Genomic DNA, 22,153 nt, shown 5'->3' with positions numbered 1-22,153 from the left:
CCTATGGAAAATATATTGAATATTGAAAACATAAATATGATCCAGGTTGCTGCATATTTAATTGCAGCTATTTGTTTCATTCTAAGTCTTTCAGGACTCTCAGCCCAAGAAACTGCAAAGCGTGGTGTTATTTTCGGAATTATTGGGATGATTATTGCTTTGACTTTTACACTACTTGGTCCCAATATCAAAGGATTAGAATACATGCTTGCCGCATTTCTCGTAGCTGCTTTTATAGGCATTATGGTAGCCCGTCGCGTACAGATGACTGCTATGCCACAACTTATAGCTCTTTTACACAGTTTTGTTGGACTTGCTGCTGTTCTCGTCGGTTTTGGCTCTTACCTTGACCCTGTCAATCATGCTTTGACTGGCGTTGAAAAAAATATTCATCTTATCGAAGTTTATGTTGGTGTTTTTATCGGGGCACTAACATTTACAGGTTCAGTGATCGCTTGGGGTAAATTGGATGAAAAGATTACTTCCAAACCCGTGGTTTTTCCAGGTAAAGATGCTTTACTCGTAATACTTATTTTAGCATCTATTGTTCTTGGCGTATTTTTCGTTCCTGCTGATATCCATGATGGCTTGATATATCTTTCCATCATGACTGGACTTTCATCTATTCTTGGGATATTTTTAGTGATGGCCATCGGTGGTGCCGACATGCCTGTTGTAATTTCCATGCTCAATTCATATTCGGGATGGGCTGCTGCTGCATCAGGTTTCACTCTTGGAAACGACCTGCTCATCGTAACCGGAGCTTTGGTCGGAAGTTCAGGGGCTATTCTTTCCATCATCATGTGCAGGGCAATGAATCGATCATTTCTATCTGTTATTCTTGGTGGTTTTGGGGAGACTGCTATAGCTAGTTCCAAAGTCGAAGGTGAAGTAAAACCAATTACTCCCGAAGAAACTGTATCGTTGCTTGAAGAAGCTAATTCAATTGTCATTGTCCCTGGCTATGGCATGGCTGTTGCCAAAGCTCAATATCCTATCAGCGAGTTAACAAATAAATTAAGAGAACAGGGCAAAACCGTACGTTTTGGTATCCATCCAGTAGCTGGGCGCTTGCCAGGACACATGAACGTTCTATTAGCAGAAGCTAATGTTCCGTATGATATTGTGCTAGGAATGGATGAAATCAATCCTGACATGCCTGAAACCGATTTAATTTTTGTAGTTGGTGCCAATGATACGGTCAATCCTGGTGCCCAGGAAGACCCCACAAGTCCCATTTATGGAATGCCTGTCATTGAAGTTTGGAAAGCTAAACACGTTATCGTTATCAAACGTTCCATGGCAGCAGGTTATGCAGGTGTTGATAATCCTTTGTTTTACAAAGAAAACACACGCATGCTTTTCGGAGATGCCAGAGTTGTTATGGAAAAATTGCTTGAACTAATAAAAAAATAACTGCTTGTTCTTTTTTACAAAAAACTGCCTCTATGCGAGGCAGTTTTTTTATCTGAAAAATCTACTTTATAATTGCAAAAAAGATGGGACCACAAAACTATCATACGAAATGCCCTATTTGTGACTCATCCGAGTTAAGACCTTTGAAAAAATATCAAAACCATCATCTCACACGCTGCAAGAAATGTCGTTTTGTCTTTAGCCAACAAATACCTTCTTTTGATGAATTGAAAATCTTTTACGAACAATATTCTTATACCGAAAATTATTATATCTCTCCTATTACCCTAAAACGTTATCAGGAATGGTTAAAAAAACTTGAAAAATTCAGACTTTACAATCGAATACTTGATGTGGGTTGTGGAAATGGAATTTTTTTGTTGGTTGCTAAAAACTTAGGTTGGGAAACGTATGGCATTGAACTTTCAAAAGTGGCTGTAGATATTACTCGCTCAAAAGGAATTACTGTTTTTGAAGGAACTCTTAATGATCATCTTTCTTTCTTACCCCAAATGGATATTATTGTTAGTATAGAAACTATTGAACATACTTCATTTCCTGCCACCGAAATTGCCGACATGTATAAAATCTTAAGAAAAGGTGGTGCTCTTATTATTACAACCCCTAATTTCAATAGTATTACCAGAAGAATCCTTCAAAACAAGCATCCCGATATTTTATTTCCTGAACATCTTTCTTATTTTACACCGAATACTTTAAAGAAACTTTTAAAAGCAAATTCGTTTTCCATTCAACGACTTACGACAACTGGAATAAGCATTACCAGAATAAAAAACATTTTGGGAAAAGAAAATGAAAATCCTTTTACAGAACAAAGCCAAGATGAAAAAGTACGTCGATTTTTCGAGAAAACTTTTATTTTACAATATTTCAAAAAAATCATTAATAGTTTACTAACCCTCCTGAGATTAGGAGATAGTGTTTTTGTTTTAGCCATTAAAAAATAAAAAAGCTGCTCTTTCGAGCAGCTCAATTATTCCTCAAATTTCTGCTCATATTTCTTGAGCAAAAATTTAATTAACTGAAACGCTACAATTATTAATACTGGCCAAGACAAAAACCATAAAATTTCTTTCCACATACGACTTTTTTAATATGGTTCAACTTCTGAACTTTCTAAATCTTTGACCGATGCTTTTTTTCTGTTCATTGAATACCACGCATAAACAATATAACCAACTACGAAAGGTACCAACAATGATACGTAGCTCATCACGGTGAGTGTAAACTGACTTGACGAAGAATTTTCAATAGTTAAACTATGCTGGATATTTACAAGTGAAGGAAAAATCACCGTGTTGTTATATCCCAAATTAAAGAACAAGGAGAGAACTGTAAGAAAAGTGCCCAGACCTACAAACCATATGGCTTTTTTATAGCAGTTAGCAAAAAAGAACAAAGAACGAATCAATCCCCACAAAACAAGTAAAACGCCAAGTAAAAAGATTATTCCAACAAGAGGCATTTCAATGAAATTTAATAAATATTTGTGCTTAACAACTATCACCTCACCAGATGGCAAATAACCATACCCTTTTGATAACCAGATGGAAACGATAAATGTTAAGAAAAAGAATAAAAATAAGGGAGCACAAATTCTTAAGCGCTTTCTGACACGTTCGAGAATACTTTCATCGAGAACTCTGTTTGCTACATATAACATGGCCAACACGCGTGAAAGGAAAAACACAGCCAAGCCTAAAGCAAGATTAATTGGATTAGCAAAAGCCTCAAGACCATGCCAGGCATTTGCCCATGAAACAAAATTCATTTCATTATGAACAAAATTACCTCCAGTAAAGAAAGTAGCAACGGCAACACCTAAGGAAATGGTACCCACAAGTCCGTTTAAGAACAAAAACCATTCATAAGTCTTCTGACCCAAGAAATTACCTGCTTTTGTTCTAAATTCGTAACTTACAGCTTGCAAAATAAAAGTCGATAGAACAAGCATCCAGAGCCAATAACCTCCACCAAAATAAGTACTATATACGAGTGGGAATGAGGCAAACAGGGCACCACCAAATGTCACTAAAGTAGTGAAAGTCAAATCCCATTTATGTCCAAAGACATTGACAAGTACAGTTACTTCTTCTTTTGTCTTACCAAGTACGTAAAGTAGAGACTGCCCACCCTGAACGAATAACAAGAAAACAAGAATTCCACCCAACACCGAAATGATAAACCACCAATACTGCTGCAATGCGAGATATGACAATTGTTCAAACATGACTTTCCCTCCTATTATGCTAATTTTTTGGACCTTTTTTTATGGCATTTAACATGATGGAAATTTCTGCAATTAAAAGAGTTGTAAAAATGATAGCAAAAAGAATGAAAGTTGTTACCACGTTGTTCACACTCAATTGAGTTACCGCCACAGAGGTTGGCATGAGGTCTTGAATAATCCAGGGCTGACGCCCAACTTCAGCGACAATCCATCCTGCTTGTGAGGCAATAAAACCAAGCAGAATATTCCACGGAGCAATTTTCAACCAGAATTTTCTCCGATCAACTTGATTTTTTAGAACAAACCAAAGCATTAAAGTAAAGAAAAGGATAAAGAAAAGACCAAGACCGACCATGACACGAAACGAATAAAAATTAAGCGAAACCCATGGTATGAGCTCTTTTTCAGAACGAAGAAAACCATAGCCAAAGTAAGAAAAGTAATTTTTATAAAATTCTTTTCCCTTTTCAGTATTAGGATCAAACAAAGATCGTAGTTCTGCCATTTTAGCTGTATCTTTATTTTTCATAGCTTCCTTGTAAGCTGATAAAGTTTCTACAGCAATACGGCCTCTTTCTATCTTTTCTTGTGAACTCATAATACCTTTTTCAGGGTTTCCATACAGCAAGTCTTCAATCCCCGGCACAAAAGCATTAGCGTCTCTATAACCCAACAACGACAATAAATAAGGAATTTCTACTTTAAAAAGATAAGCTGATTGATCATCCCCTACTTCTTTAGTGGGATTTAAAAGTCCAAATGCCACAATACCAGCACGCTCTTTCCCTTTATACATACCCTCCATGGCAGCTAATTTCATAGGTTGCTTCTGGGCTACTTGATAAGCTGAACCATCACCAGTCAGTGCTAGAAATATTGCCGAAAGCAAACCAAACACGCTTGCAATAAGAATGCTTTTCTTCGCTAAAATTTTTTCACGATTCTTTAAAAGAAACCATGCACTTACCCCTACAACAAAAAGAGATGAAATGACATAGGCACTGGATATGGTATGCAAAAACTTATTTATGGCTACTGGGCTGAAAAGAACTTCCCAAAAATTGATCATCTCATTACGAGCTTTATCAGGATTAAAAACAGTCCCTGTTGGGTACTGCATCCACGCATTAGCAACTAAAATCCACAATGCAGATAAATTCGATCCAATAGCTACGAGCCAAGTCGAAAGTAGGTGAAATCCTTTGCTTACCCTGTCCCACCCAAAAAACATCACAGCAATGAACGTACTTTCCAGAAAGAAAGCTAGAATTCCCTCAATAGCAAGAGGTGCTCCAAAAATGTCGCCCACAAACCAACTATAGTTACTCCAGTTTGTGCCAAATTCAAATTCAAGTATAATTCCAGTAGCTACACCAATGGCAAAATTAATCCCAAACAACTTTGCCCAAAATTTAGTCATCCGTTTCCATTCTTCTTTACCAGTTCTTACATAAAAAGTTTCCATCATTGCTACAATAAAAGTCAATCCAAGTGTAATCGGGACAAACATCCAATGATACATGGCTGTCAGCGCAAACTGAGCCCTAGACCAATTGACCAACTGTAACAAATCTTCCATAGGCAATTATTTAATCTTTGTAATATTGTTCAAAACATGATCAACCCTCTCTTTTTCTGTATTAAAGTTTTTTTTGAGAACATTGGGGAAAAACAACCACTTCATGACAACAAAAAAAACAAATAGTTTGATTAAAATAATAACCCACAATTTCTTTCCCCATGATGGCATTTCTTTAAAACCTTGGTAATAAAAAAAGAAAATTCTTTTAATAATTCCCACTACAAACTATTGTTTGCAAAAATATAAACTCCTTTTTAATATTGCAATACCTTTTTACCGAGTTTATGAGAAAATTTATGTTTAATTTTACAAAAATTTAATCATGAAAATGTTCATTCCTCTATTTTTCATTTTTACTTTTGTTTTCGCATTTGCTCAATCTATCAATATTTCTGAAAAAACCGAAAAAATGAGCGTGGGGAAAGTAAACTGTTTGGTATTTAACATCCCCTATGCATCCAAAGATGATATTGTGGAAGGGTGGAAAGATTTGATGAAGAAAGCCAAAGCTAAAGTTAGCGGAAAAGATGAAATTTTTGCCGATAATGCAACATTTACTGAGATATCTGCCAATACTATTGATTTTTATTTTAGATTGGAAAAAGACAACGACAATACGTACACCGCTATCGTAGCTATGGATCTTGGAGGAGCTTTTCTCAATAGCAAAGATCACACGCAAGGCTATAACGCTGCAAAAAATATGCTTTTATCTTTTGCTAAAGGCCTGGCAACTAATGCACTTAAAAAGCAAATAAAAGATCAGGAATCAAGAATATCAAAATTAAAAGATTCTCAAAGCGATCTTGAAAAAGAAAATCGAAAGCTGCAGAAAGAAATAGAAGAATGTGAATCTACCATCAAAGAAAACAAAGAAAAAATAAGCAGCAACGAAAAAGAAATTAAAACAATAGGTGATCAAATCAATAAAGAAAACGAAATTTTAGAAGAGTTAAACAAAACCTTAAAAAAAATTCAATGAGGCCCATCTTTCTTGTAACCAACGACGATGGTCTTTATGCTAATGGACTGCGTACACTAACAAACATTGCCAAGACTTTTGGTGAAGTGGTTGCTGTTATCCCTGACACACCTCGTTCTGGCACAGGACATGGAGTTACCATTCAAAATCCTCTTCGTTACTCATTGTTAAAAACAAGTCCTCTGGATTGCCCTACCTACTTAGTGAATGGAACCCCTGTGGATTGCATTAAACTCTCACTATTTCATATCCTTCCCCAGAAACCAGTTATGATTCTTAGTGGTATTAATCATGGCTCAAATGCATCAATAAATGTGCTTTACAGTGGCACTATGGCAGCAGCTATCGAAGGTTCTTTGCATCATATCTCCTCTATTGGCATATCACACGTTAGTTTCGAACCCGATATCGAATTTGATATATATGTTCCTTATCTGCTCAAAATCATACCATGGGTTCTTGATCATCCCCTTCCTTTTGGCATTTCATTAAACATTAATTTACCAGACAGTCGAGAAATTAAAGGAATCAAATGGTGTGCACAAACCCCAGGTTTCTGGGAAGAAGAATTTGACATGCGAATCGATACTCATCAAAAAAAGTATTTCTGGCTTAAAGGAGATTTTCAAATCCGCGAACTTACTGAAAATGGGGACATTAAAGCGCTTAACGAAAACTACATCAGCATCGTCCCAATCAGTGTAGATATGACTGCATATGATTTTTTAAAAAGCGTTCAGCATCAACTGAAATGAAAAATTTTTTTCTGAAGGATAATTTTTTTTTCGGTGTTTTACTATCCTTTCTCATTACGGGGATAACCTATGGCTTATTATACCTCATTACCCACGTTTTTTTTGCCCGAAATTTTCCTATCCTTCAGCCAGGCACGATGCTTCTTATTGCTATTGCCATCAATTTAATACCCTTTCGATACTATTTGGTAAAACTTAAATTCGACAAAACAGGACGGGGAATTTTTTTAGTAACATTTATCTTTGCTTTGTTTTATTTATATCTCTACATGTAAATGAAAACATGAAATATTTCATTATAGCCGGAGAAAGTTCAGGCGATTTGCATGCTTCCAACCTCATAAGATACCTGAAGCAACATGATCCCAACGCAGAATTTAGAGGATGGGGAGGTGAGCATATGCGATCCATTGGTGTTCAAATGCTCAAGACATTAAATGACCTTAATTTTATGGGTTTTATTGAAGTTCTAACACATCTTCCTAAAATTATCCAAAATTTCAAGGACGCCAAAAGGCAAATTCTTGCATTCAAGCCAGACGTAGTTATTTTAATTGATTTTCCTGGTTTTAATTTGAAACTTGCCAAATGGCTTAAAAAAAAGCAATTTAAAGTGGTTTATTATATTCTACCCCAGGTTTGGGCTTGGAAAGCTAAAAGAGTTTTTACTTTGCACAAATTTTCAGACCTGCTCCTTTCGATCTTGCCTTTTGAGAAAGACTTTTTTTTATCTTACGGAATACATGTCGAATATGTCGGGCATCCTCTGGTTGAGGAAATTCAAGAAAAGCGCAAAGACATTGTCTCCACGAAAAGCGTTAAACCAATTCTCGCCATTTTCCCTGGCAGTAGAAAACAGGAAGTGATAAAACTTTTGCCCATCATGCTGAAAGCTGCCAGAAATTTTAAGAATAGATTTTCCATTATGGTGGCTGGTGTTTCACATCTTCCACGTAAACTTTACGGCATACTTCAACCTGACGAAGAACTTATGATAGACGATCCACACCTCGTTTTAGCTTCTGCAAAAGTCGCCATAGTTAAAAGTGGCACTTCAACGCTTCAAGCTGCTCTTTGGGGTGTACCTCAAGTGATCTGCTATAAAGCTAGTTGGCTATCATACTGGATCGCAAGATGGTTAGTATCTTCAAGAATTCGCTTCATTTCTTTAGTTAATCTTATCATGAATAAAGAAATTTGTCCTGAATTAATACAGCATCAATGCAACTCTGCATTAATAGAAGAAAAAATTGAACAAGTCCTCACAAATATCAACTCGATTAAAAATGATTATCTACAACTGATGAGTATTCTTGGCAATCAATCTGCTAGCAACAACGCTGCCCAAAAAATAATGCATCTTTTATCTAACCCAAAGAAATGAAGTTTCTTGCCTCCATAGTTATTGTGCTAAACTACATAGTTATTTTTTCACAATCAGTCAAAGTTCGCATCTTATCTGGTAATGAAATAAGAAACATTCAGATGACAATTTATAGTGGCACTTACGAACTAATAGATGAAAAAGGAAATGTACTAACTACTCTGAACAGAGATCAAACCGTATCCATTTCTTTAAACAACAACGAAATTCAATGCATTACCCAGCAAGATACATTTAAAACTACAAAAAGTTTTTCTTTTCGTGGCAAGGGATTCATTAACATTTTTCAGCTTAGATCTGCTAGAATTGATAGACTTTATGATGATCATCTACAAGTCCTCTTGCAGGGCAAATCTATCTGGCTTATCAATGAAGTTAGCCTTGACAAATACGTAGCAAGTGTAGTTCAAGCAGAAGCAGGTGTTGGCAAAGAAGCAGAATTTTTTAAAGCTCATGCCATAGCTACGAGGACGTATAGTTTGAAAAATTTTCAGAAACATAAGACTGAAAATTTCAATTTTTGTGATCAGGAGCATTGCCAAGTATACAAGGGTCGTTGCACTCGTACAGATATACTGGTTGCAGCTATGCAAACACATGATCTTGTTTTGGTGGATAACAATAACGAGCTTGCCCTCACAGTGTATCATTCCAATTCCGGTGGCGAGACTGCTGCAGCCGAACATATTTGGGGAAAATTTGTCCCATATCTTTTGCAAAAAAAAGATTCTTTTAGTGTTGGACAATCTCAGTACAATTGGACAAAAAAAATCAACAAACAAGAATGGTTATTATACCTGAAAAAAAACTACTCATATCCGATCGAGGATCCTGTTAAGGTAAAAGAAGTTCTTTCCTTTCGTCAACCTAGTCGTAAAATTTATCTTGCTGAACAAATCCCATTAAAACAAATTCGCATAGATTGGAAACTTAACTCAACTTTTTTCGATATTTACGAAGAGGAGGATCATGTTGTATTTAAAGGAAAAGGCTTTGGTCATGGAGTAGGTTTTAGTCAGGAAGGAGCCATGCAAATGGCAAGGCTGGGTTTCACTTACGACGAAATTCTTGAATTTTATTATCCCAATACAACCATAACTAGATTAGATAAAATCGGATTTAAATTCAACCCGTGATACCTTCATCTATACCTTTTCTACGGATAATTATTCCTTTTGTAGGTGGAATCGTATTTTATAGTTGGTTTCCATATCTTATATATTCTTATTTTCTTATTCCTCTTATGCTCCTGCTATTAATCATAGCAATTCTTCTTATTGCATTTCCTGCATACTCAAATCGTTTCTATATTGCTGGTGTCATTTATTTACTTGTATTTCTTACAGGATGCTTTGTTTCGTACATTCATGATATCAAGCGTCGACCAAATTACATAGGTCATTTCATCCAAAGTGAAAACTCATATCCTGTATTACTTCAAATAACAGATGAAGTACTAGAAAAAAACAAGTATTATCGTGTTGAAGGCAGCATTCTTCTTATCCACAATGATACACAATGGATTTCGGCTACAGGAAAGTTACTTCTTTGGATTCTGAAAGACGACTCCCTCAAAAAGCCAGTTTACGGAGATATGATCTTTGCCAGTATTATGTTTCAAACTATTGATCCGCCTCTTTTAAAAACAGACTTTAATTATAAGCAATATCTGTCGAATAAAAACATTCATCATCAAGCTTTTATTCGCTCAAAGGATTACGTCATTGTTGATCATAAGCCCAATCAAATAAAAAAATTTTTTCTTTTGGCAAGACAATTTTTAACACAACATATTCTGAATACCCTACAAGATGACGAAACGGGATGGTTATTAATAGCCATGACCTTAGGTATTAAAACAGAATTATCACCTGAAACTTTAAAGCATTTCCAAGCAGCTGGTGTCATGCATATTCTGGCAGTTTCAGGACTTCATGTTGGAATTGTTTATCTTTTTGTATCAACTTTATTTGGACTTTTCTTCCGAAATAAAAAAACTAAAAAATGGATATTTCTTTTCAGTATCTTGACCATTTGGTTTTATGCTCTCTTAACAGGACTATCCAATTCTATTTTTCGTGCTTCCTTGATGTTAACACTTATCCTGATTGGCAACATATTACAAAGAAGTTCAAATTCTATAAATTCTTTACTTGCATCAGGTTTTATAATCTTACTTTTAGATCCTTTTGCTTTATATGATATAAGTTTTATTCTTTCGTTCAGTGCCGTAGGAGGAATTTTGCTTTTTTATCCTATCATCTATCATTGGGTTTACTCTAAATACTGGGTGATCGACAAAGCATGGTCCTTAGTAGCTGTGAGTCTATCTGCTCAACTTGCTACTCTTCCATGGACTTTGTATTTCTTTGGTGGTTTTCCAGTATATTTTCTTCCAGCAAACTTCGTCATTGTGCCTTTATTTACTCCTTTTTTAATCACATGTATGATAGGAATTATTTTATCTTTTTTACCTGCCATTTCATCAATTATCACATCATTACTTACTATATTACTTCATTGGTTTCTACGATTGCCTGAATTTTTTTCTTCTTTGCCATGCTCTACCATTGAACCCGTTTATATTTCCCTAGTCACCTCACTTTTGCTAACATTCACGTTAACATTATTTTATCTCTTTTTCAAAAGCCAAAGATTTGGAATGTGTTATATTGCAATGTTTTCGCTCATTTTCGCAATTGTTGTCCAACAAGCCTGGCAAAAGAAGGAAAGCGATACGAATTTTGCTCTGATACAATATAAAAAGCGGCTTTTTCTTACTGCTGTTAAAGAAAAACATTCACTTACAGTTTTTTTACCTCCATTTTTAGAAAACTTTAGCAAAGAACTAGAAAATATAAAACGCTACGCCAGACAGTTTAGATTGAAATTACATCTTCTTGCAGTACATCAATCAACATCGATGTCAATAAATGAATATCCCTTTCAAGCATACAAAAACTATAGATGGTACTTAACTAGTACTTGCAAAAATCTAGATCTGATCAAAAACATGAATTTATTTACTTTTTATTATTATCCTTTTTCCACTTCATGCAAGTCAAGTCATGCATATATGCTATCAAATTCAAAGACAAAATTTCTCTTGTCTAATATGTTTTAGTATTTGTTAAGAAAAACATTTTTATTGCAAAGTTTCATTAACTTTAATTTTACTACGTATAAACTTTTATTAAATTTGCATATCTAAAATTAAAATCAAAAATGATGAAAAAAATTATTATATTCTTAACGATATTTTTATGGGTATTACCGTTTTTTGCCCAAAAGGTAGAATTTGATAAAACAGAACAATGGAAATTTTTGCTCACTCAGAATGGTGTAACCTTTTATTACAAAGTAGCAGCATGTCATGATGATGTAAATAATATTCATTCTGAGTATGTTTTGTTAAAAATTGAAAATACTTCTGATCAGTTGGTTCAAATTACTTGGAATGTGTTGTTGTATTACAACAATACCTGTTGGAATTGTGCTACACAAAATCCAGAATATGTTAAAACCATTCGTCTTGAACCAGGTAAAAGCGTAGAAGGAAAATGTTTCGAAAAAGGAGATAAAACTTTGAGAATTTTTAGCAAATTTCTGGATTACAAAGATAGACCTGAATCTACCTTAACCAATTTCAAAATAATCAATATAGAAATCAATCCTTTAAAATTATGACAATATGAAAAAGGGGAAATATTTTTTTATTTTATTAATATTTTTCATAAGCTTTTCAAGAATTCAGGCTCAGTGTAGTGTTGATGCTATAGCTAATCCAACAGTTATTTGCGCTGGCGAAGAGGTTATTCTTTCTGCAGTGGGAGCCTGTGGCTACCTGATGTATAACGATTTTAACAATGGTACACCTGGTAGTGGTTGGGTAGCAACAAATGGCGTGCAATTTAATAATCCTTGTAATCCTAGTTTTGATGGTACCATATATTTATGGATGGGGCCAAATGTTCCCATTCCTAGAACTTTAACTTCAGTAGGTTTTAACATTTCTTCCGGATGTCAGGTTAAGTTTGCCATGAAATATGCTATACAGGGTCAATCTTCTCCTTGCGAAGGGCCTGATGAATATGACGAGGGAATTACTCTCCAATATTCCATCAATAATGGTAGCACATGGGTAGATATTGCGTATTTTAGGCCAGATGGTACTATTTTGCCCAACCAAATCCCACCCGGATCTAACAATACTTCTATCACAAATTACAATACCCCTTTTACCGTCTGGAATGTGTATACTTTTACTCTGCCTTCCGGGGCTGTTTCTTCTAACACACAGATTCGATGGCGTCAAGAAGATTGGAGTGGAAGCGACTATGATCATTGGGGACTTGATCAAGTTGAGCTTACTTGTCCTTCAAACGTGCAAGTCACATGGTCTCATGGAGCAACAGGTTACAATCCCCCCCCTGTATACCCAACAAGCGATACCACTTTTACTGTTACCATTACAGATCAGGTCAATAACATTTCAGCAACTGATTCAGTTCATATCACAGTCAAACCAGTTCCTACTCCGGATTTTATGATTTCCCCTGCAATTTGCCAGGATTCTGTGGCTACGATTATTTACACAGGGACAGGTTCAAGTAACGCCTATTACAACTGGGTTTTTGGGGGTGGTAGTGTGGTTTCAGGAAACCCAACAGGACCAGGACCACTTCAAGTAAAATGGAATTTTCCTGGTATGATGTATGTAAGTCTTGAGGTTTCTCAAGATGGATGTACAAGTGAAACCAAATATGATAGCATCATGGTACACCCAGTACCAACCGCAAATTTCACAGCTACTCCTACTGAAGGCTGTGAAGATCTACCAGTTCAGTTTACTAACACCACCAATCTTCCTTGTTCTCTTTATCTTTGGTCAATGGGTGATGGCTACATTTCGATCGAACAAAATCCATTTCATACGTATTCAACCCCTGGAGTTTATGATGTGTCTTTATATGTTCGCACTGAACACGGTTGTGATGACACACTTACCAAACCTCAATATATTCACGTGTATTACCAGCCCGTGGTAGATATTTGGGCCTCTCCAATGGAAACTTCTATTTCCTATCCTGAAATCACTTTTGGCAGCAATGCTTCAGGAATTGATCATTGGTTCTGGGATTTTGGCGATAATTCAACCTCCACACAACCTCCCACAGTCATTCATTCTTATTCTACTGATGGCATCTATACCGTTACAGTAATTGGCTCTACTAATAACGGTTGTGCCGACACCGCAAGTGTCGTCGTAAAAGTCTTCGCTGAACCCGAATTTTTTAACATCATCACTCCTAACGGTGACGGTAAAAATGACTTTTTCGTTATTCTCAACGGCGAAAAAATTCCCAATCATTTATGGGTCTACAACCGATGGGGAAAGTTAGTTTTTGAAGCCGAAAATTATCAGAACGACTGGGATGGAAAAGGACTAGCAGACGGAGTCTATTATTTCATTTACAAATATGGAGTTGAATTAAAGAACGAATATACAGGAACCCTAAACATTGTGCGAAAAAATCAATGAAAACTCGCACATGCCTTGAATGTGGTGAACCTCTTCAGGGAAGAATAGATAGGAAATTCTGTTGTGATGCTTGTCGAGTTTCATATAACAATAGGATTTATAGGAAAGAAAATCTTTTCATTCATAAAATCAATAAACAACTTAAACATAACCGTAATATCCTCAAATCTCTCAATCCTTCTGGGAAAGCAAAAGTTTCTAAGGAAGAACTTCTGAAAAAAGGTTTTTCGTTTAATTTTTTCACACATCAACTTAAGACCTCACGTGGGCAAACTTATTTTTTTGTTTATGAATATGGGTATTTACCTCTTGAAAATGATATGTTTTTTTTAGTAAAAAACACTAAAATTGCTGAAGAAGAGCTAGCATCCAAATAAAAAAATGAAAATACATTGCATTTCCGTTGGAGGTGCTGTGATGCACCAATTAGCTATCTCTCTAAAAAAGTTAGGTCATATTGTTACTGGTAGCGACGATGAAATTTATGATCCTGCTTATTCAAATCTATTGAAGCATGAAATCATTCAAATGGACTATCATTTTAATCCTGACCTGATCACCCATGATTTGGATTTGATTATATTGGGCATGCACGCCCGTAAAGATAACCCAGAACTTTTAAAGGCACAAGAATTACAAATTCGAATTGTATCTTACCCCGAATTTATTCATGAATTTGCAAAAAATAAAATGAGAATAGTGGTAGGAGGATCTCATGGTAAGACCACCACAACTGCCATGATTATGCATGCTTTTCATAAAGTTTCCATACCCTTTGACTATCTTGTGGGTGCAAACGTAAAAGATTTCACTACTAATGTTCACCTGACCCATGAAAATCCTTACATTATCCTCGAAGGAGACGAATACCTCTCTAGTTGTATTGACAATAAAGCTAAATTTCATTGGTATCATCCTCACATAGCCGTATTAACTGGGATAGCGTGGGATCACATCAATGTCTATCCTGCCTTCGATCAGTATTTAGAAGCTTTCTCTTTCTTTATCGAAACTATCGAACCCAACGGCTATCTCATTTACAATGAAAATGATTCATTTTTGCATAAGTTAGTATCATGCCATGCAGGCGAAATTCATAAAATCCCATATCGAGTTTTTCCTTATTTCCATTCAAACGAAGGCTGTTATGTTTGCTATCTAGAAAAAAAATACTGCGTATCCTTTTTTGGAAATCATAACTTCAGTAATATGGCAGCCGCCATGGAAGTAGCTAAGTTGGTTGGAATCCAACCAGAAACTTTCCTGGAAGCCATAACTACGTTTTCCTTACCTGACAAGAGATTAAATTGCCTTTTTGAAAATCAAAAATTGAGCATTTATCGCGATTTTGCTCATGCTCCTTCAAAAGCACGTGCAACCGTTCAAGCTATAAGAGAAAAATACCCTCATCATCAGGTCGTCGCTATTTATGAACTCCACACCTACAGTTCGATGGATGAAAGTTTTCTCCCTCAATACGCCCAAGTTTTTGCTCATGCTGATCGACTTATCATATACATATCTGCCCATTCGTTTGAAATAAAGAAAAGAAGTTTAATTCCCCCTGAAAATATTATAAAATATTTTGAGCACCCCAAAACAGAAATAGTATTTCAGCCAGAAGAGCTTGAAAAACTACTCATTGCTGTTGTTTCTAAACTAAAACCTCCTTTAGTACTCCTTTTTATGAGTTCAGGTAATTTTGATCATTTTGAGCTAAACAATAAATTGTATCAAAAATTGTTAATTTTGTAAAAAACATACCATGAGAACAAAAATCAGTATTATTATTTTATTTACAATTACGGGACTAATTTTTAGTCAGAAAAAGCCTTCCATTTATTTTGAAACAAAAGTTTTTGATTTCGGTCAAATCAAAGAGGAAGAAGGTCCTAAAACTTGCAAATTTGAATTTACCAACGTAGGGAATGATACTTTAAAGATCACCAGCGTAAAACCTTCGTGTGGATGTACTGCTTCGAGGTATACTAAAGATCCTGTCTTACCTGGTCAAAAGGGTTTTATTGAAGCCACCTATAATCCTGCAAATCGCCCAGGCTTTTTCAACAAAGCTATTACTGTCACAACCAACGACCCTGACAATCCGTCCATTGTCCTTTCCATCAAAGGAGAAGTCATTCCAAAACCTAAAACCAAAGCTGACAATTATCCTCAACATCTAGGAAATCTCTACTTTTTCACTAATCATCTTGCTTTCGGTGATATTTACGATTCAAAAACCAAAACTGACACTTTAAAATTTTATAATAACGCAACCATTCCTATGACCATCACTGCTCAAGACGTAAAGCCTTTTTTCAAAATAAATATTCCTAAATAAACTTTGCAACCTGGTGAAGAAGGTATTGCCCTCGTTACCTATATCCCTAAGGAAAGAAAAGAATATGGTTATGTATTTGATCAATTTTATCTTAACACCAACGATGACCAGCAGCCACAAAAAATTATTTACCTCAGTGCCAATATCATTCAGGATTTTTCATGGATGACAGAAAAAGACAAAAAAAATGCACCTAAAATCGTTTTCAAGGACTCTACTACTTTTGATTTCGGAACCATTAAACAAGGTGAAAAAATCGAACATTCTTTTAAATTTACCAATCAAGGCAAAAACCCACTTCGAATATTGAAAGTTAAAGCAAGCTGTGGTTGCACAGCTGTTGAACCACCTCAAAAAGATATAAAGAAAAATGAAACTAGCGTTATCAAAGCAATTTTCGACTCAAGCGGTAGAAAAGGTCCTCAATATAAAACTATCACTGTTATCACTAATGATCCTGAACATTCTCAGATTACACTTGTAATTAAAGGCAACGTCGAATAAACTACTTCCAATTTCCAATTGCTGATGAGAAAGTAAACATATTTGGAGAAATATTCGGATAATAGGAATTTCTGGTATACGAAAGGGTAAATTTTCGTAGGTGTAGAGATATCCCATAAGTTAATCCAACAAGTGCCCGGCGAGAAGGATAGCTTAGTTCTTGTCGTCGTTGAAAATTGTAGCCAATTCCAATACTAAGAAACTTGCCTATGAATATGTCACTTCCTATTACTACATGCCTTAAAAAAGTATTGAAAATACGAAAAAAATTCGTTGGATAATTGGGTTCTTTGGTAACTGGATCGATCGAAACTTTGGTGGAATCGAAATAATAAATATTCCACTTATGCAAATGATGATATATTAACGATAAACCAAAAGGAGAACCTTTAAGCCTCTTGTAGGTAGCAAGCTGAACATCCAAAGGAAAAGGTTCGTATGTTTTATAAATGTAAGGTTTGAACTGAAATCCTGCATTTTTTGCAATAAGAGCAACAGACCAAAGCTTGTCCTCCAAAAAATACATTAAACTAACGTCCACACATAAACCATGAGATAGTTTGGTAAAAAGTTCTGAATAGGCATATTTGATATTTGCACCTATACTAAAAAATGGTGAAAACCATCTTCCCCAACTCATCGCAAGAGCCATGTCATAAGCTGAGAATTCTCCTTTGTTCTGTCCAAATTCGTCCGTCCAAATCATCTTGCCATAGTTCAGATATTGAATATGTAGTGCATAATTACCTAAACGGGGAACAGTCAGTGCATAAGAAAAAACACCGTAGTGTATACCTGCAAAATGCTTATCATAATGAATGGCAAAATGACCATTGCTAGAATCAGTTAAAATTGCAGGATTAGATAATACCAGACTAGCATCAAGTTGACGAATTCCAGAAATAAAATTTCCTCCAAGTCTGGCTACAGATGCACTGGTAGGTAATTCAAGAAAAGTAAAAGTCTTCATTATTCCATTCTGCGACAACACAGTCAAAAAAAAGGCAAATAAACAGATGGGAAAAAGGAAGATTCTCATGTTAAACTTTCCGACTTACAAAAGACATTCAGAAGGATAAAATATGTTCTTTGTGATTTTTAGAGATGATTTACATAATATTAACTTAGGCGGAAGCTGATAAAGCTTGAAAACGGAACTATAAAGAAGATGTAATACTCTATTTACAATAGTGGTGTCATACCTGGTTAGTAAAGCTTCATAATCCATTTCATTCTCAACAATATCAATCAAGATAGGGTCAAGCAAAGGATATGGCGGCAAGGAATCACTGTCTTTCTGGTTTTGACGAAGTTCAGCCGAAGGTTCTTTGGTTAAAATACGATCAGGTATTATAGGTTTATCTTGATTGATGAGAGTAGCTAGTTTATACACTTCTGTTTTATAGACATCACCAAGCACACTTAAAGCACCAGCAGCATCCCCATATAAAGTGCCATATCCTGTCAGAATTTCACTCTTATTAGAAGTGTTAAGCATAAGAGAATTTTCGCTGTTAGCCTCATACATCAAAAAAAGCATGCGGAGACGTGCTTGTAAGTTTTCATCAGCCAACGATGGTTCAGAAATATGTATTTGCCTTTCATTTCGAAAAACTTCGTAAACTTTTTGTATAGATACCAACTCATATTCAATTTCAAGATTTTTTGCGACTGAAAAAGCGTCTTCCAAAGATGTTGTAGAAGTAAACTGAGATGGCATAATAAGTGCCTTTACTTTCTGCGTGCCCACGGCTTTGACAGCAAGAGCAGCCACAACTGCACTATCAATCCCTCCAGATAGACCTATTACATACGACCTTCTACCATTGAGTTCTGAAAACTCCCGAATACCAAAAAGTAAGGCTTCATAATCCAAGCTGGCAAAATCATTATTGTCTTGGCTGGAAATTTCATTCAAGTTATACAGATCCTCTTTGAAGGGCGAAGAAACAAAAATTTCATGGTCAGCATCTTTTTTCAAAAACAAAACAGTGCCATCGTACAACTTTTCTCCAGCCAACCCAAAGGAATTCAGAGCAAGGATATCAGTAACCTTTTGGTACTTTTCTAATGTTTGTATTCTATCCTCAATGCACCCATGGTAATAGGGCTCGTCCATAAAAACTAAGCAAACGTCAATGTCTTTCAAAAAATCTACAGAAATATTAGCAGAAGCAACTTCTTTAAAAAATAGCACCAAAACTCTACGACCATCATTGATAGTAAATATCTTTTTCTTTTTCAAATCAGATAGATCAACGAGCCCGTCATTTTCAGTGAAAACATCCAAAATTTTGCCCTGACTAATGAGTAGTATGTGATTACCCTCATGACCTTCGTGTAAATCTGTACCTATCAAAATCTTTGCATCTATAGGACGAGTTTTTTCAATCATCTCAGCTACATGAGATAAATATTTTTCTTTCGAATAAAGTCTTGGATGGTAGTCACGAAAACCTATTCCTGTAATGAAATGTGAAGGAAAAATCAATAAATCTAAATTATTTTTCTCAAACTTTGAAAAAACATTATGAAACTGAGCAATGTTAAAACTAAAATTGCCTGAACGTGAAAGTACTTGAGCAACGAACATAATGACACATCAGAACAAAATTCCCAACTTTAACTGAAGATAGTTACCTTTCACTTTGTCGTCGAGAAGATAAGTCAAACCATTAGTAAAGGAAACTTCAGCAAGAGCTGCAGTAGTTCCTCCAAGAGAATATTCTACACCAGCTGCTATGAGAAAATTGACTCTGAAGAACTTTCTTTCTTCTTTAATATTGACCTTCTCTAAGGTAAATTCTTTAGTGCCTGGAATATTTTTGTAGTTTTCATCAGCCTTTGCCTGGAGATTTAAGCCAAACGAACCACCAATACGAGCAAAGTAAGTCATGTAATTGATTTCATTGGTTTTCATTTTCAACGTAAGAGGAATATCGAGGTATTGTAAGCGATATGTTGAAATTCTGCTAGCAAGTTCTTTCACAGTGTCGGGAGGAAATGCTACTTTAATTCCCTTTTTTTCAATTTTTCCTCCTTGGTAAATTACATCGAATCCAGTAGCGACAGCAAAATTTTTTGCTAAAGTTATTTCTGTGATAAATCCATATCCATAACCAAGACGTAAACCCAAGCTTTGCAATGAATCTTGGTCTGTTTTCATCCAGCAAAGACCCGCGTTCCCTTGAAGCCCAAATCGTAGCAATTTGGTTTCAGTTTCTTGAGCTTTTAATGTATTCACATAAAATGTAAAGACCGCCATTAAAAACACAACCTTTTTCATAACTTTGTTTTGTAAAACAAAAATATGAAAAAAAAATATGTATCTTCAATAATGTTGACAATTATCAAGGCAACTTTCTTTTTCTCCATAACTTTTCTATTATTTTTCAACTCATGTACATGCGACAGAAAAAAAGCATATGAACGTGAACCCATTGTTAAAGAAAAAGATAGCCTCGACCAGATCACTATTACCATCTATCGTTACGAAAAAGATCTTTTTGCTATTCCCTTAGATAGTTTGAAAGAAAAACTCTCCAAGCTCCACTCCATATATTATCCTTTTTATTCTCAAGCAGATCTGGATAATCCCGCTAATTTGGCACAACTAAAATCATACCTCCAAGACTACTCAGTTAAAAAACTTTACGAGGAGACCATGAAACAATATCCAAATTTGGATACACTCGAAAAAAAGCTTAAAGAAGTTTTTATAAGAATCAAAAGTCAATTTCCAGACTGGAAAATACCCCGAGTTTACACGTACGTTTCAGGTGGAGATATTGAATATCCCATAAAGTATGCAGAAAACACCATCATCATTGCATTGGATATGTTTCTGGGGAAAGATTTTCACATATACAAACTTTGGCAAATACCAGAATATCTGCGAAGAAGAATGAGTCGCGAATATATTATCCCTAACATCAGTCGTGAAATAGCAAGAGCTTTTATCGAAAGCAAAGGATTCACTCCTCACAACTTTTTAGACAAAATGATCTTCGAAGGGAAATTGCTCTATTTCAATGACATCACTCAACCTGATTTGCCAGATTCGATTAAAATTGGTTATTCTGCCCCTCAGATGTTTTGGGCAGAAAAAAATGAAGGAAATATTTGGTCTTTTTTTATTGAAAAAAAACTACTTTATACCACCGACTGGCGCGAAATTAACAAATATTTCATGGAGGCTCCTTTCACATCAACCTTTTCTCGTTACAGTGCTCCTCGTGTAGGAAAATTTATTGGTTGGCGAATCGTTCGTTCTTACATGAGCTATAATAAAGCAGTCACTGTCGAAGCTCTCCTTAAAAACATGAATGCCCAGGATATTTTGCAAAAAAGCAATTATCGGCCAGAAAAAAATAAATAAAAAAGCCATCCAAAGATGGCTTTTTAACACCTTTATTCATCACTTCATTTACTTAATTTTTGCTAGGCGTGCAGTGACTTTTGCAGTAGTTATAACTACAATGGGAATACCTACAGGTTTGAGTTTCTTAATTTCGTATTGAGGATATAGAACTATATCGTAACCCGGATTTTTTTCCATGAGTTCGTACAGAGCATAATTGGCTGTTTTATCAAGCAAGACATTTCCTATCACGGGTATATTTACAATGGAAAAAGGAATAGATCCTTCTTTTTCTGTACTTGCTTCCTTTGACATGAGCAGACGAGCCCAATCAACACCTAGAATTTTTGTGGATGTAGCCTCAGCTGTAACTTGTGGAGAAAGCTCCAAATCTCCTCGTTCAAGTTCCAATCTGGTTTGTGGCTCACGCATAGTCCTACTAATGGTTGTACAGGACATTAAAAACCCCACCAATGACAAAAAAACAAATAACTTTTTCATATAAACGTAATTTTGATTAGCAAAAATAAAAAAAATAATTATGCGATTTAACTTCCAACTAAAAACTTATCGATTTTAAAAATTTCTTCATGTCATTTAGAATCTATCTTCTTTCATACAACGCTGTTGGGCACTTATAATGACTAATATTTATCCTATACCAATTTTGTGGGGCACCTTGCTTTGCACCACCTATCCTCTAACGTTTCTGTATGGTTTGCTAACAAATACGAAAGAATTTGTACTAACCCCCCTCCTTGATAAATAAAACAAAAATAGCTACATGACTTAGCTTCTTAATCTGTAATCACTGCTTATAACCAAACATTTTCTGGTTAAGCTTTTATCTTGCTCTCGATCTTCTCGTTTTTTTAAGAGCTGCTCACTACTTGAATTCTGCTCAAAGCTCTCTGCAAACGGTAGTCATTCCTTGGGCATTCTCACCTACATGCCTACATGGTTTGTATTGACTTCTTTTTCCTTATAAAGCGTTGTGACTTAACATGCCTAGTTGGTATTTATTTTTTTACTTCTT

Annotated in this window: 22 protein-coding genes; 15 read left to right on the top strand and 7 right to left on the bottom strand. The window is 35.4% G+C overall.

Annotation, left to right across the window (positions count from 1 at the left end):
* Positions 1 to 3: 3 nt before the first annotated feature.
* On the top strand, positions 4 to 1,416 hold the full coding sequence (locus tag N2Z72_02570) for an NAD(P)(+) transhydrogenase (Re/Si-specific) subunit beta (protein ID MCX7696561.1): 1,413 nt from the start codon (positions 4 to 6) through the stop codon (positions 1,414 to 1,416).
* An 83-nt stretch (positions 1,417 to 1,499) separates the two neighbouring features.
* Complete coding sequence (locus N2Z72_02565; GenBank protein MCX7696560.1) at positions 1,500 to 2,384, top strand: class I SAM-dependent methyltransferase; 885 nt, start codon at positions 1,500 to 1,502, stop codon at positions 2,382 to 2,384.
* A 143-nt stretch (positions 2,385 to 2,527) separates the two neighbouring features.
* On the opposite strand, the gene cydB is transcribed toward N2Z72_02565, so the two are convergent.
* Genes cydB through N2Z72_02550 form a run of 3 tightly spaced genes read right to left on the bottom strand, consistent with a single transcriptional unit; the run spans position 2,528 to position 5,468 of the window.
* Positions 2,528 to 3,667, bottom strand: coding sequence for a cytochrome d ubiquinol oxidase subunit II (cydB, locus tag N2Z72_02560; protein MCX7696559.1), 1,140 nt, complete (start codon positions 3,665 to 3,667; stop codon positions 2,528 to 2,530).
* A gap of 19 nt (positions 3,668 to 3,686) precedes the next feature.
* Positions 3,687 to 5,246, bottom strand: a complete 1,560-nt coding sequence (locus N2Z72_02555; protein MCX7696558.1) for a cytochrome ubiquinol oxidase subunit I — start codon at positions 5,244 to 5,246, stop codon at positions 3,687 to 3,689.
* A gap of 6 nt (positions 5,247 to 5,252) precedes the next feature.
* Positions 5,253 to 5,468 (bottom strand): DUF4492 domain-containing protein, encoded by a 216-nt coding sequence (locus N2Z72_02550; GenBank protein ID MCX7696557.1) that lies wholly within the window; start codon positions 5,466 to 5,468, stop codon positions 5,253 to 5,255.
* Between the two features lie 274 nt (positions 5,469 to 5,742).
* Between N2Z72_02550 and N2Z72_02545 the strand changes: the two genes are divergently transcribed.
* The 12 genes from N2Z72_02545 (at position 5,743) to N2Z72_02490 (ending at position 16,757) form a co-directional block, all read left to right on the top strand.
* Positions 5,743 to 6,231, top strand: a complete 489-nt coding sequence (locus N2Z72_02545) for a hypothetical protein (protein MCX7696556.1) — start codon at positions 5,743 to 5,745, stop codon at positions 6,229 to 6,231.
* Positions 6,228 to 6,986 carry a 5'/3'-nucleotidase SurE gene (gene surE, locus N2Z72_02540; protein ID MCX7696555.1) on the top strand — a complete coding sequence of 253 codons (759 nt, stop codon included), beginning with the start codon at positions 6,228 to 6,230 and terminating at the stop codon, positions 6,984 to 6,986. The genes N2Z72_02545 and surE overlap by 4 nt, the downstream gene beginning before the upstream one ends.
* Positions 6,983 to 7,261: a hypothetical protein gene (locus N2Z72_02535; protein MCX7696554.1), complete on the top strand. Its 279-nt coding sequence runs from the start codon at positions 6,983 to 6,985 to the stop codon at positions 7,259 to 7,261. The genes surE and N2Z72_02535 overlap by 4 nt, the downstream gene beginning before the upstream one ends.
* A gap of 8 nt (positions 7,262 to 7,269) precedes the next feature.
* On the top strand, positions 7,270 to 8,370 hold the full coding sequence (lpxB, locus tag N2Z72_02530) for a lipid-A-disaccharide synthase (protein ID MCX7696553.1): 1,101 nt from the start codon (positions 7,270 to 7,272) through the stop codon (positions 8,368 to 8,370).
* Positions 8,367 to 9,506, top strand: coding sequence for a SpoIID/LytB domain-containing protein (locus N2Z72_02525; protein MCX7696552.1), 1,140 nt, complete (start codon positions 8,367 to 8,369; stop codon positions 9,504 to 9,506). The genes lpxB and N2Z72_02525 overlap by 4 nt, the downstream gene beginning before the upstream one ends.
* Positions 9,503 to 11,494, top strand: a complete 1,992-nt coding sequence (locus tag N2Z72_02520; protein ID MCX7696551.1) for a ComEC family competence protein — start codon at positions 9,503 to 9,505, stop codon at positions 11,492 to 11,494. Before N2Z72_02525 ends, N2Z72_02520 begins: the two co-directional genes overlap by 4 nt.
* 104 nt (positions 11,495 to 11,598) lie before the next feature.
* Positions 11,599 to 12,057 (top strand): hypothetical protein, encoded by a 459-nt coding sequence (locus tag N2Z72_02515; GenBank protein MCX7696550.1) that lies wholly within the window; start codon positions 11,599 to 11,601, stop codon positions 12,055 to 12,057.
* Positions 12,058 to 12,061: 4 nt separating this feature from the next.
* Positions 12,062 to 13,912 carry a PKD domain-containing protein gene (locus tag N2Z72_02510; protein MCX7696549.1) on the top strand — a complete coding sequence of 617 codons (1,851 nt, stop codon included), beginning with the start codon at positions 12,062 to 12,064 and terminating at the stop codon, positions 13,910 to 13,912.
* A complete protein-coding gene (locus N2Z72_02505; protein MCX7696548.1) occupies positions 13,909 to 14,289 on the top strand; it encodes a hypothetical protein in 381 nt (126 codons plus the stop codon). Before N2Z72_02510 ends, N2Z72_02505 begins: the two co-directional genes overlap by 4 nt.
* Positions 14,290 to 14,293: 4 nt before the next feature.
* Complete coding sequence (locus N2Z72_02500; protein MCX7696547.1) at positions 14,294 to 15,667, top strand: Mur ligase family protein; 1,374 nt, start codon at positions 14,294 to 14,296, stop codon at positions 15,665 to 15,667.
* Between the two features lie 10 nt (positions 15,668 to 15,677).
* A complete protein-coding gene (locus tag N2Z72_02495; protein ID MCX7696546.1) occupies positions 15,678 to 16,253 on the top strand; it encodes a DUF1573 domain-containing protein in 576 nt (191 codons plus the stop codon).
* A 3-nt stretch (positions 16,254 to 16,256) separates the two neighbouring features.
* Entirely contained in the window at positions 16,257 to 16,757 is a 501-nt protein-coding gene (locus tag N2Z72_02490; GenBank protein ID MCX7696545.1) for a DUF1573 domain-containing protein, read from the top strand.
* A 1-nt stretch (position 16,758) separates the two neighbouring features.
* On the opposite strand, the gene porQ is transcribed toward N2Z72_02490, so the two are convergent.
* From porQ to N2Z72_02475, 3 genes are read right to left on the bottom strand one after another with little or no spacing between them, the layout of a single operon-like run.
* Positions 16,759 to 17,796, bottom strand: a complete 1,038-nt coding sequence (gene porQ, locus N2Z72_02485; protein MCX7696544.1) for a type IX secretion system protein PorQ — start codon at positions 17,794 to 17,796, stop codon at positions 16,759 to 16,761.
* A 15-nt stretch (positions 17,797 to 17,811) separates the two neighbouring features.
* Positions 17,812 to 19,350, bottom strand: a complete 1,539-nt coding sequence (nadE, locus tag N2Z72_02480; protein MCX7696543.1) for an NAD(+) synthase — start codon at positions 19,348 to 19,350, stop codon at positions 17,812 to 17,814.
* Positions 19,351 to 19,359: 9 nt separating this feature from the next.
* Complete coding sequence (locus N2Z72_02475) at positions 19,360 to 20,043, bottom strand: PorT family protein (GenBank protein MCX7696542.1); 684 nt, start codon at positions 20,041 to 20,043, stop codon at positions 19,360 to 19,362.
* Between the two features lie 24 nt (positions 20,044 to 20,067).
* Between N2Z72_02475 and N2Z72_02470 the strand changes: the two genes are divergently transcribed.
* On the top strand, positions 20,068 to 21,135 hold the full coding sequence (locus N2Z72_02470) for a hypothetical protein (GenBank protein ID MCX7696541.1): 1,068 nt from the start codon (positions 20,068 to 20,070) through the stop codon (positions 21,133 to 21,135).
* Positions 21,136 to 21,183: 48 nt separating this feature from the next.
* Here the strand turns inward: N2Z72_02470 and N2Z72_02465 are convergent, their stop codons facing one another.
* Positions 21,184 to 21,618 (bottom strand): hypothetical protein, encoded by a 435-nt coding sequence (locus tag N2Z72_02465; GenBank protein ID MCX7696540.1) that lies wholly within the window; start codon positions 21,616 to 21,618, stop codon positions 21,184 to 21,186.
* Between the last annotated feature and the right edge of the window lie 535 nt (positions 21,619 to 22,153).

The organism is Bacteroidales bacterium, assembly GCA_026418905.1.
Classification (GTDB): domain Bacteria; phylum Bacteroidota; class Bacteroidia; order Bacteroidales; family DTU049; genus JAOAAK01.
The sequence above is the reverse complement of the archived record's forward strand: the minus strand, read 5'-3'. Positions and strand labels throughout refer to the sequence as shown.

Excerpts from the sequence above, each read along its gene's own strand:
- N2Z72_02570 (MCX7696561.1), top strand. The coding sequence starts at position 4 with ATGGAAAATATATTGAATATTGAAAACATAAATATGATCCAGGTTGCT.
- N2Z72_02565 (MCX7696560.1), top strand. The coding sequence starts at position 1,500 with ATGGGACCACAAAACTATCATACGAAATGCCCTATTTGTGACTCATCC.
- cydB (MCX7696559.1), bottom strand. The coding sequence starts at position 3,667 with ATGTTTGAACAATTGTCATATCTCGCATTGCAGCAGTATTGGTGGTTT.
- N2Z72_02555 (MCX7696558.1), bottom strand. The coding sequence starts at position 5,246 with ATGGAAGATTTGTTACAGTTGGTCAATTGGTCTAGGGCTCAGTTTGCG.
- N2Z72_02545 (MCX7696556.1), top strand. The coding sequence starts at position 5,743 with ATGAAGAAAGCCAAAGCTAAAGTTAGCGGAAAAGATGAAATTTTTGCC.
- surE (MCX7696555.1), top strand. The coding sequence starts at position 6,228 with ATGAGGCCCATCTTTCTTGTAACCAACGACGATGGTCTTTATGCTAAT.
- N2Z72_02535 (MCX7696554.1), top strand. The coding sequence starts at position 6,983 with ATGAAAAATTTTTTTCTGAAGGATAATTTTTTTTTCGGTGTTTTACTA.
- lpxB (MCX7696553.1), top strand. The coding sequence starts at position 7,270 with ATGAAATATTTCATTATAGCCGGAGAAAGTTCAGGCGATTTGCATGCT.
- N2Z72_02525 (MCX7696552.1), top strand. The coding sequence starts at position 8,367 with ATGAAGTTTCTTGCCTCCATAGTTATTGTGCTAAACTACATAGTTATT.
- N2Z72_02515 (MCX7696550.1), top strand. The coding sequence starts at position 11,599 with ATGAAAAAAATTATTATATTCTTAACGATATTTTTATGGGTATTACCG.
- N2Z72_02510 (MCX7696549.1), top strand. The coding sequence starts at position 12,062 with ATGAAAAAGGGGAAATATTTTTTTATTTTATTAATATTTTTCATAAGC.
- N2Z72_02505 (MCX7696548.1), top strand. The coding sequence starts at position 13,909 with ATGAAAACTCGCACATGCCTTGAATGTGGTGAACCTCTTCAGGGAAGA.
- N2Z72_02500 (MCX7696547.1), top strand. The coding sequence starts at position 14,294 with ATGAAAATACATTGCATTTCCGTTGGAGGTGCTGTGATGCACCAATTA.
- N2Z72_02495 (MCX7696546.1), top strand. The coding sequence starts at position 15,678 with ATGAGAACAAAAATCAGTATTATTATTTTATTTACAATTACGGGACTA.
- porQ (MCX7696544.1), bottom strand. The coding sequence starts at position 17,796 with ATGAGAATCTTCCTTTTTCCCATCTGTTTATTTGCCTTTTTTTTGACT.
- nadE (MCX7696543.1), bottom strand. The coding sequence starts at position 19,350 with ATGTTCGTTGCTCAAGTACTTTCACGTTCAGGCAATTTTAGTTTTAAC.
- N2Z72_02475 (MCX7696542.1), bottom strand. The coding sequence starts at position 20,043 with ATGAAAAAGGTTGTGTTTTTAATGGCGGTCTTTACATTTTATGTGAAT.
- N2Z72_02470 (MCX7696541.1), top strand. The coding sequence starts at position 20,068 with ATGAAAAAAAAATATGTATCTTCAATAATGTTGACAATTATCAAGGCA.
- N2Z72_02465 (MCX7696540.1), bottom strand. The coding sequence starts at position 21,618 with ATGAAAAAGTTATTTGTTTTTTTGTCATTGGTGGGGTTTTTAATGTCC.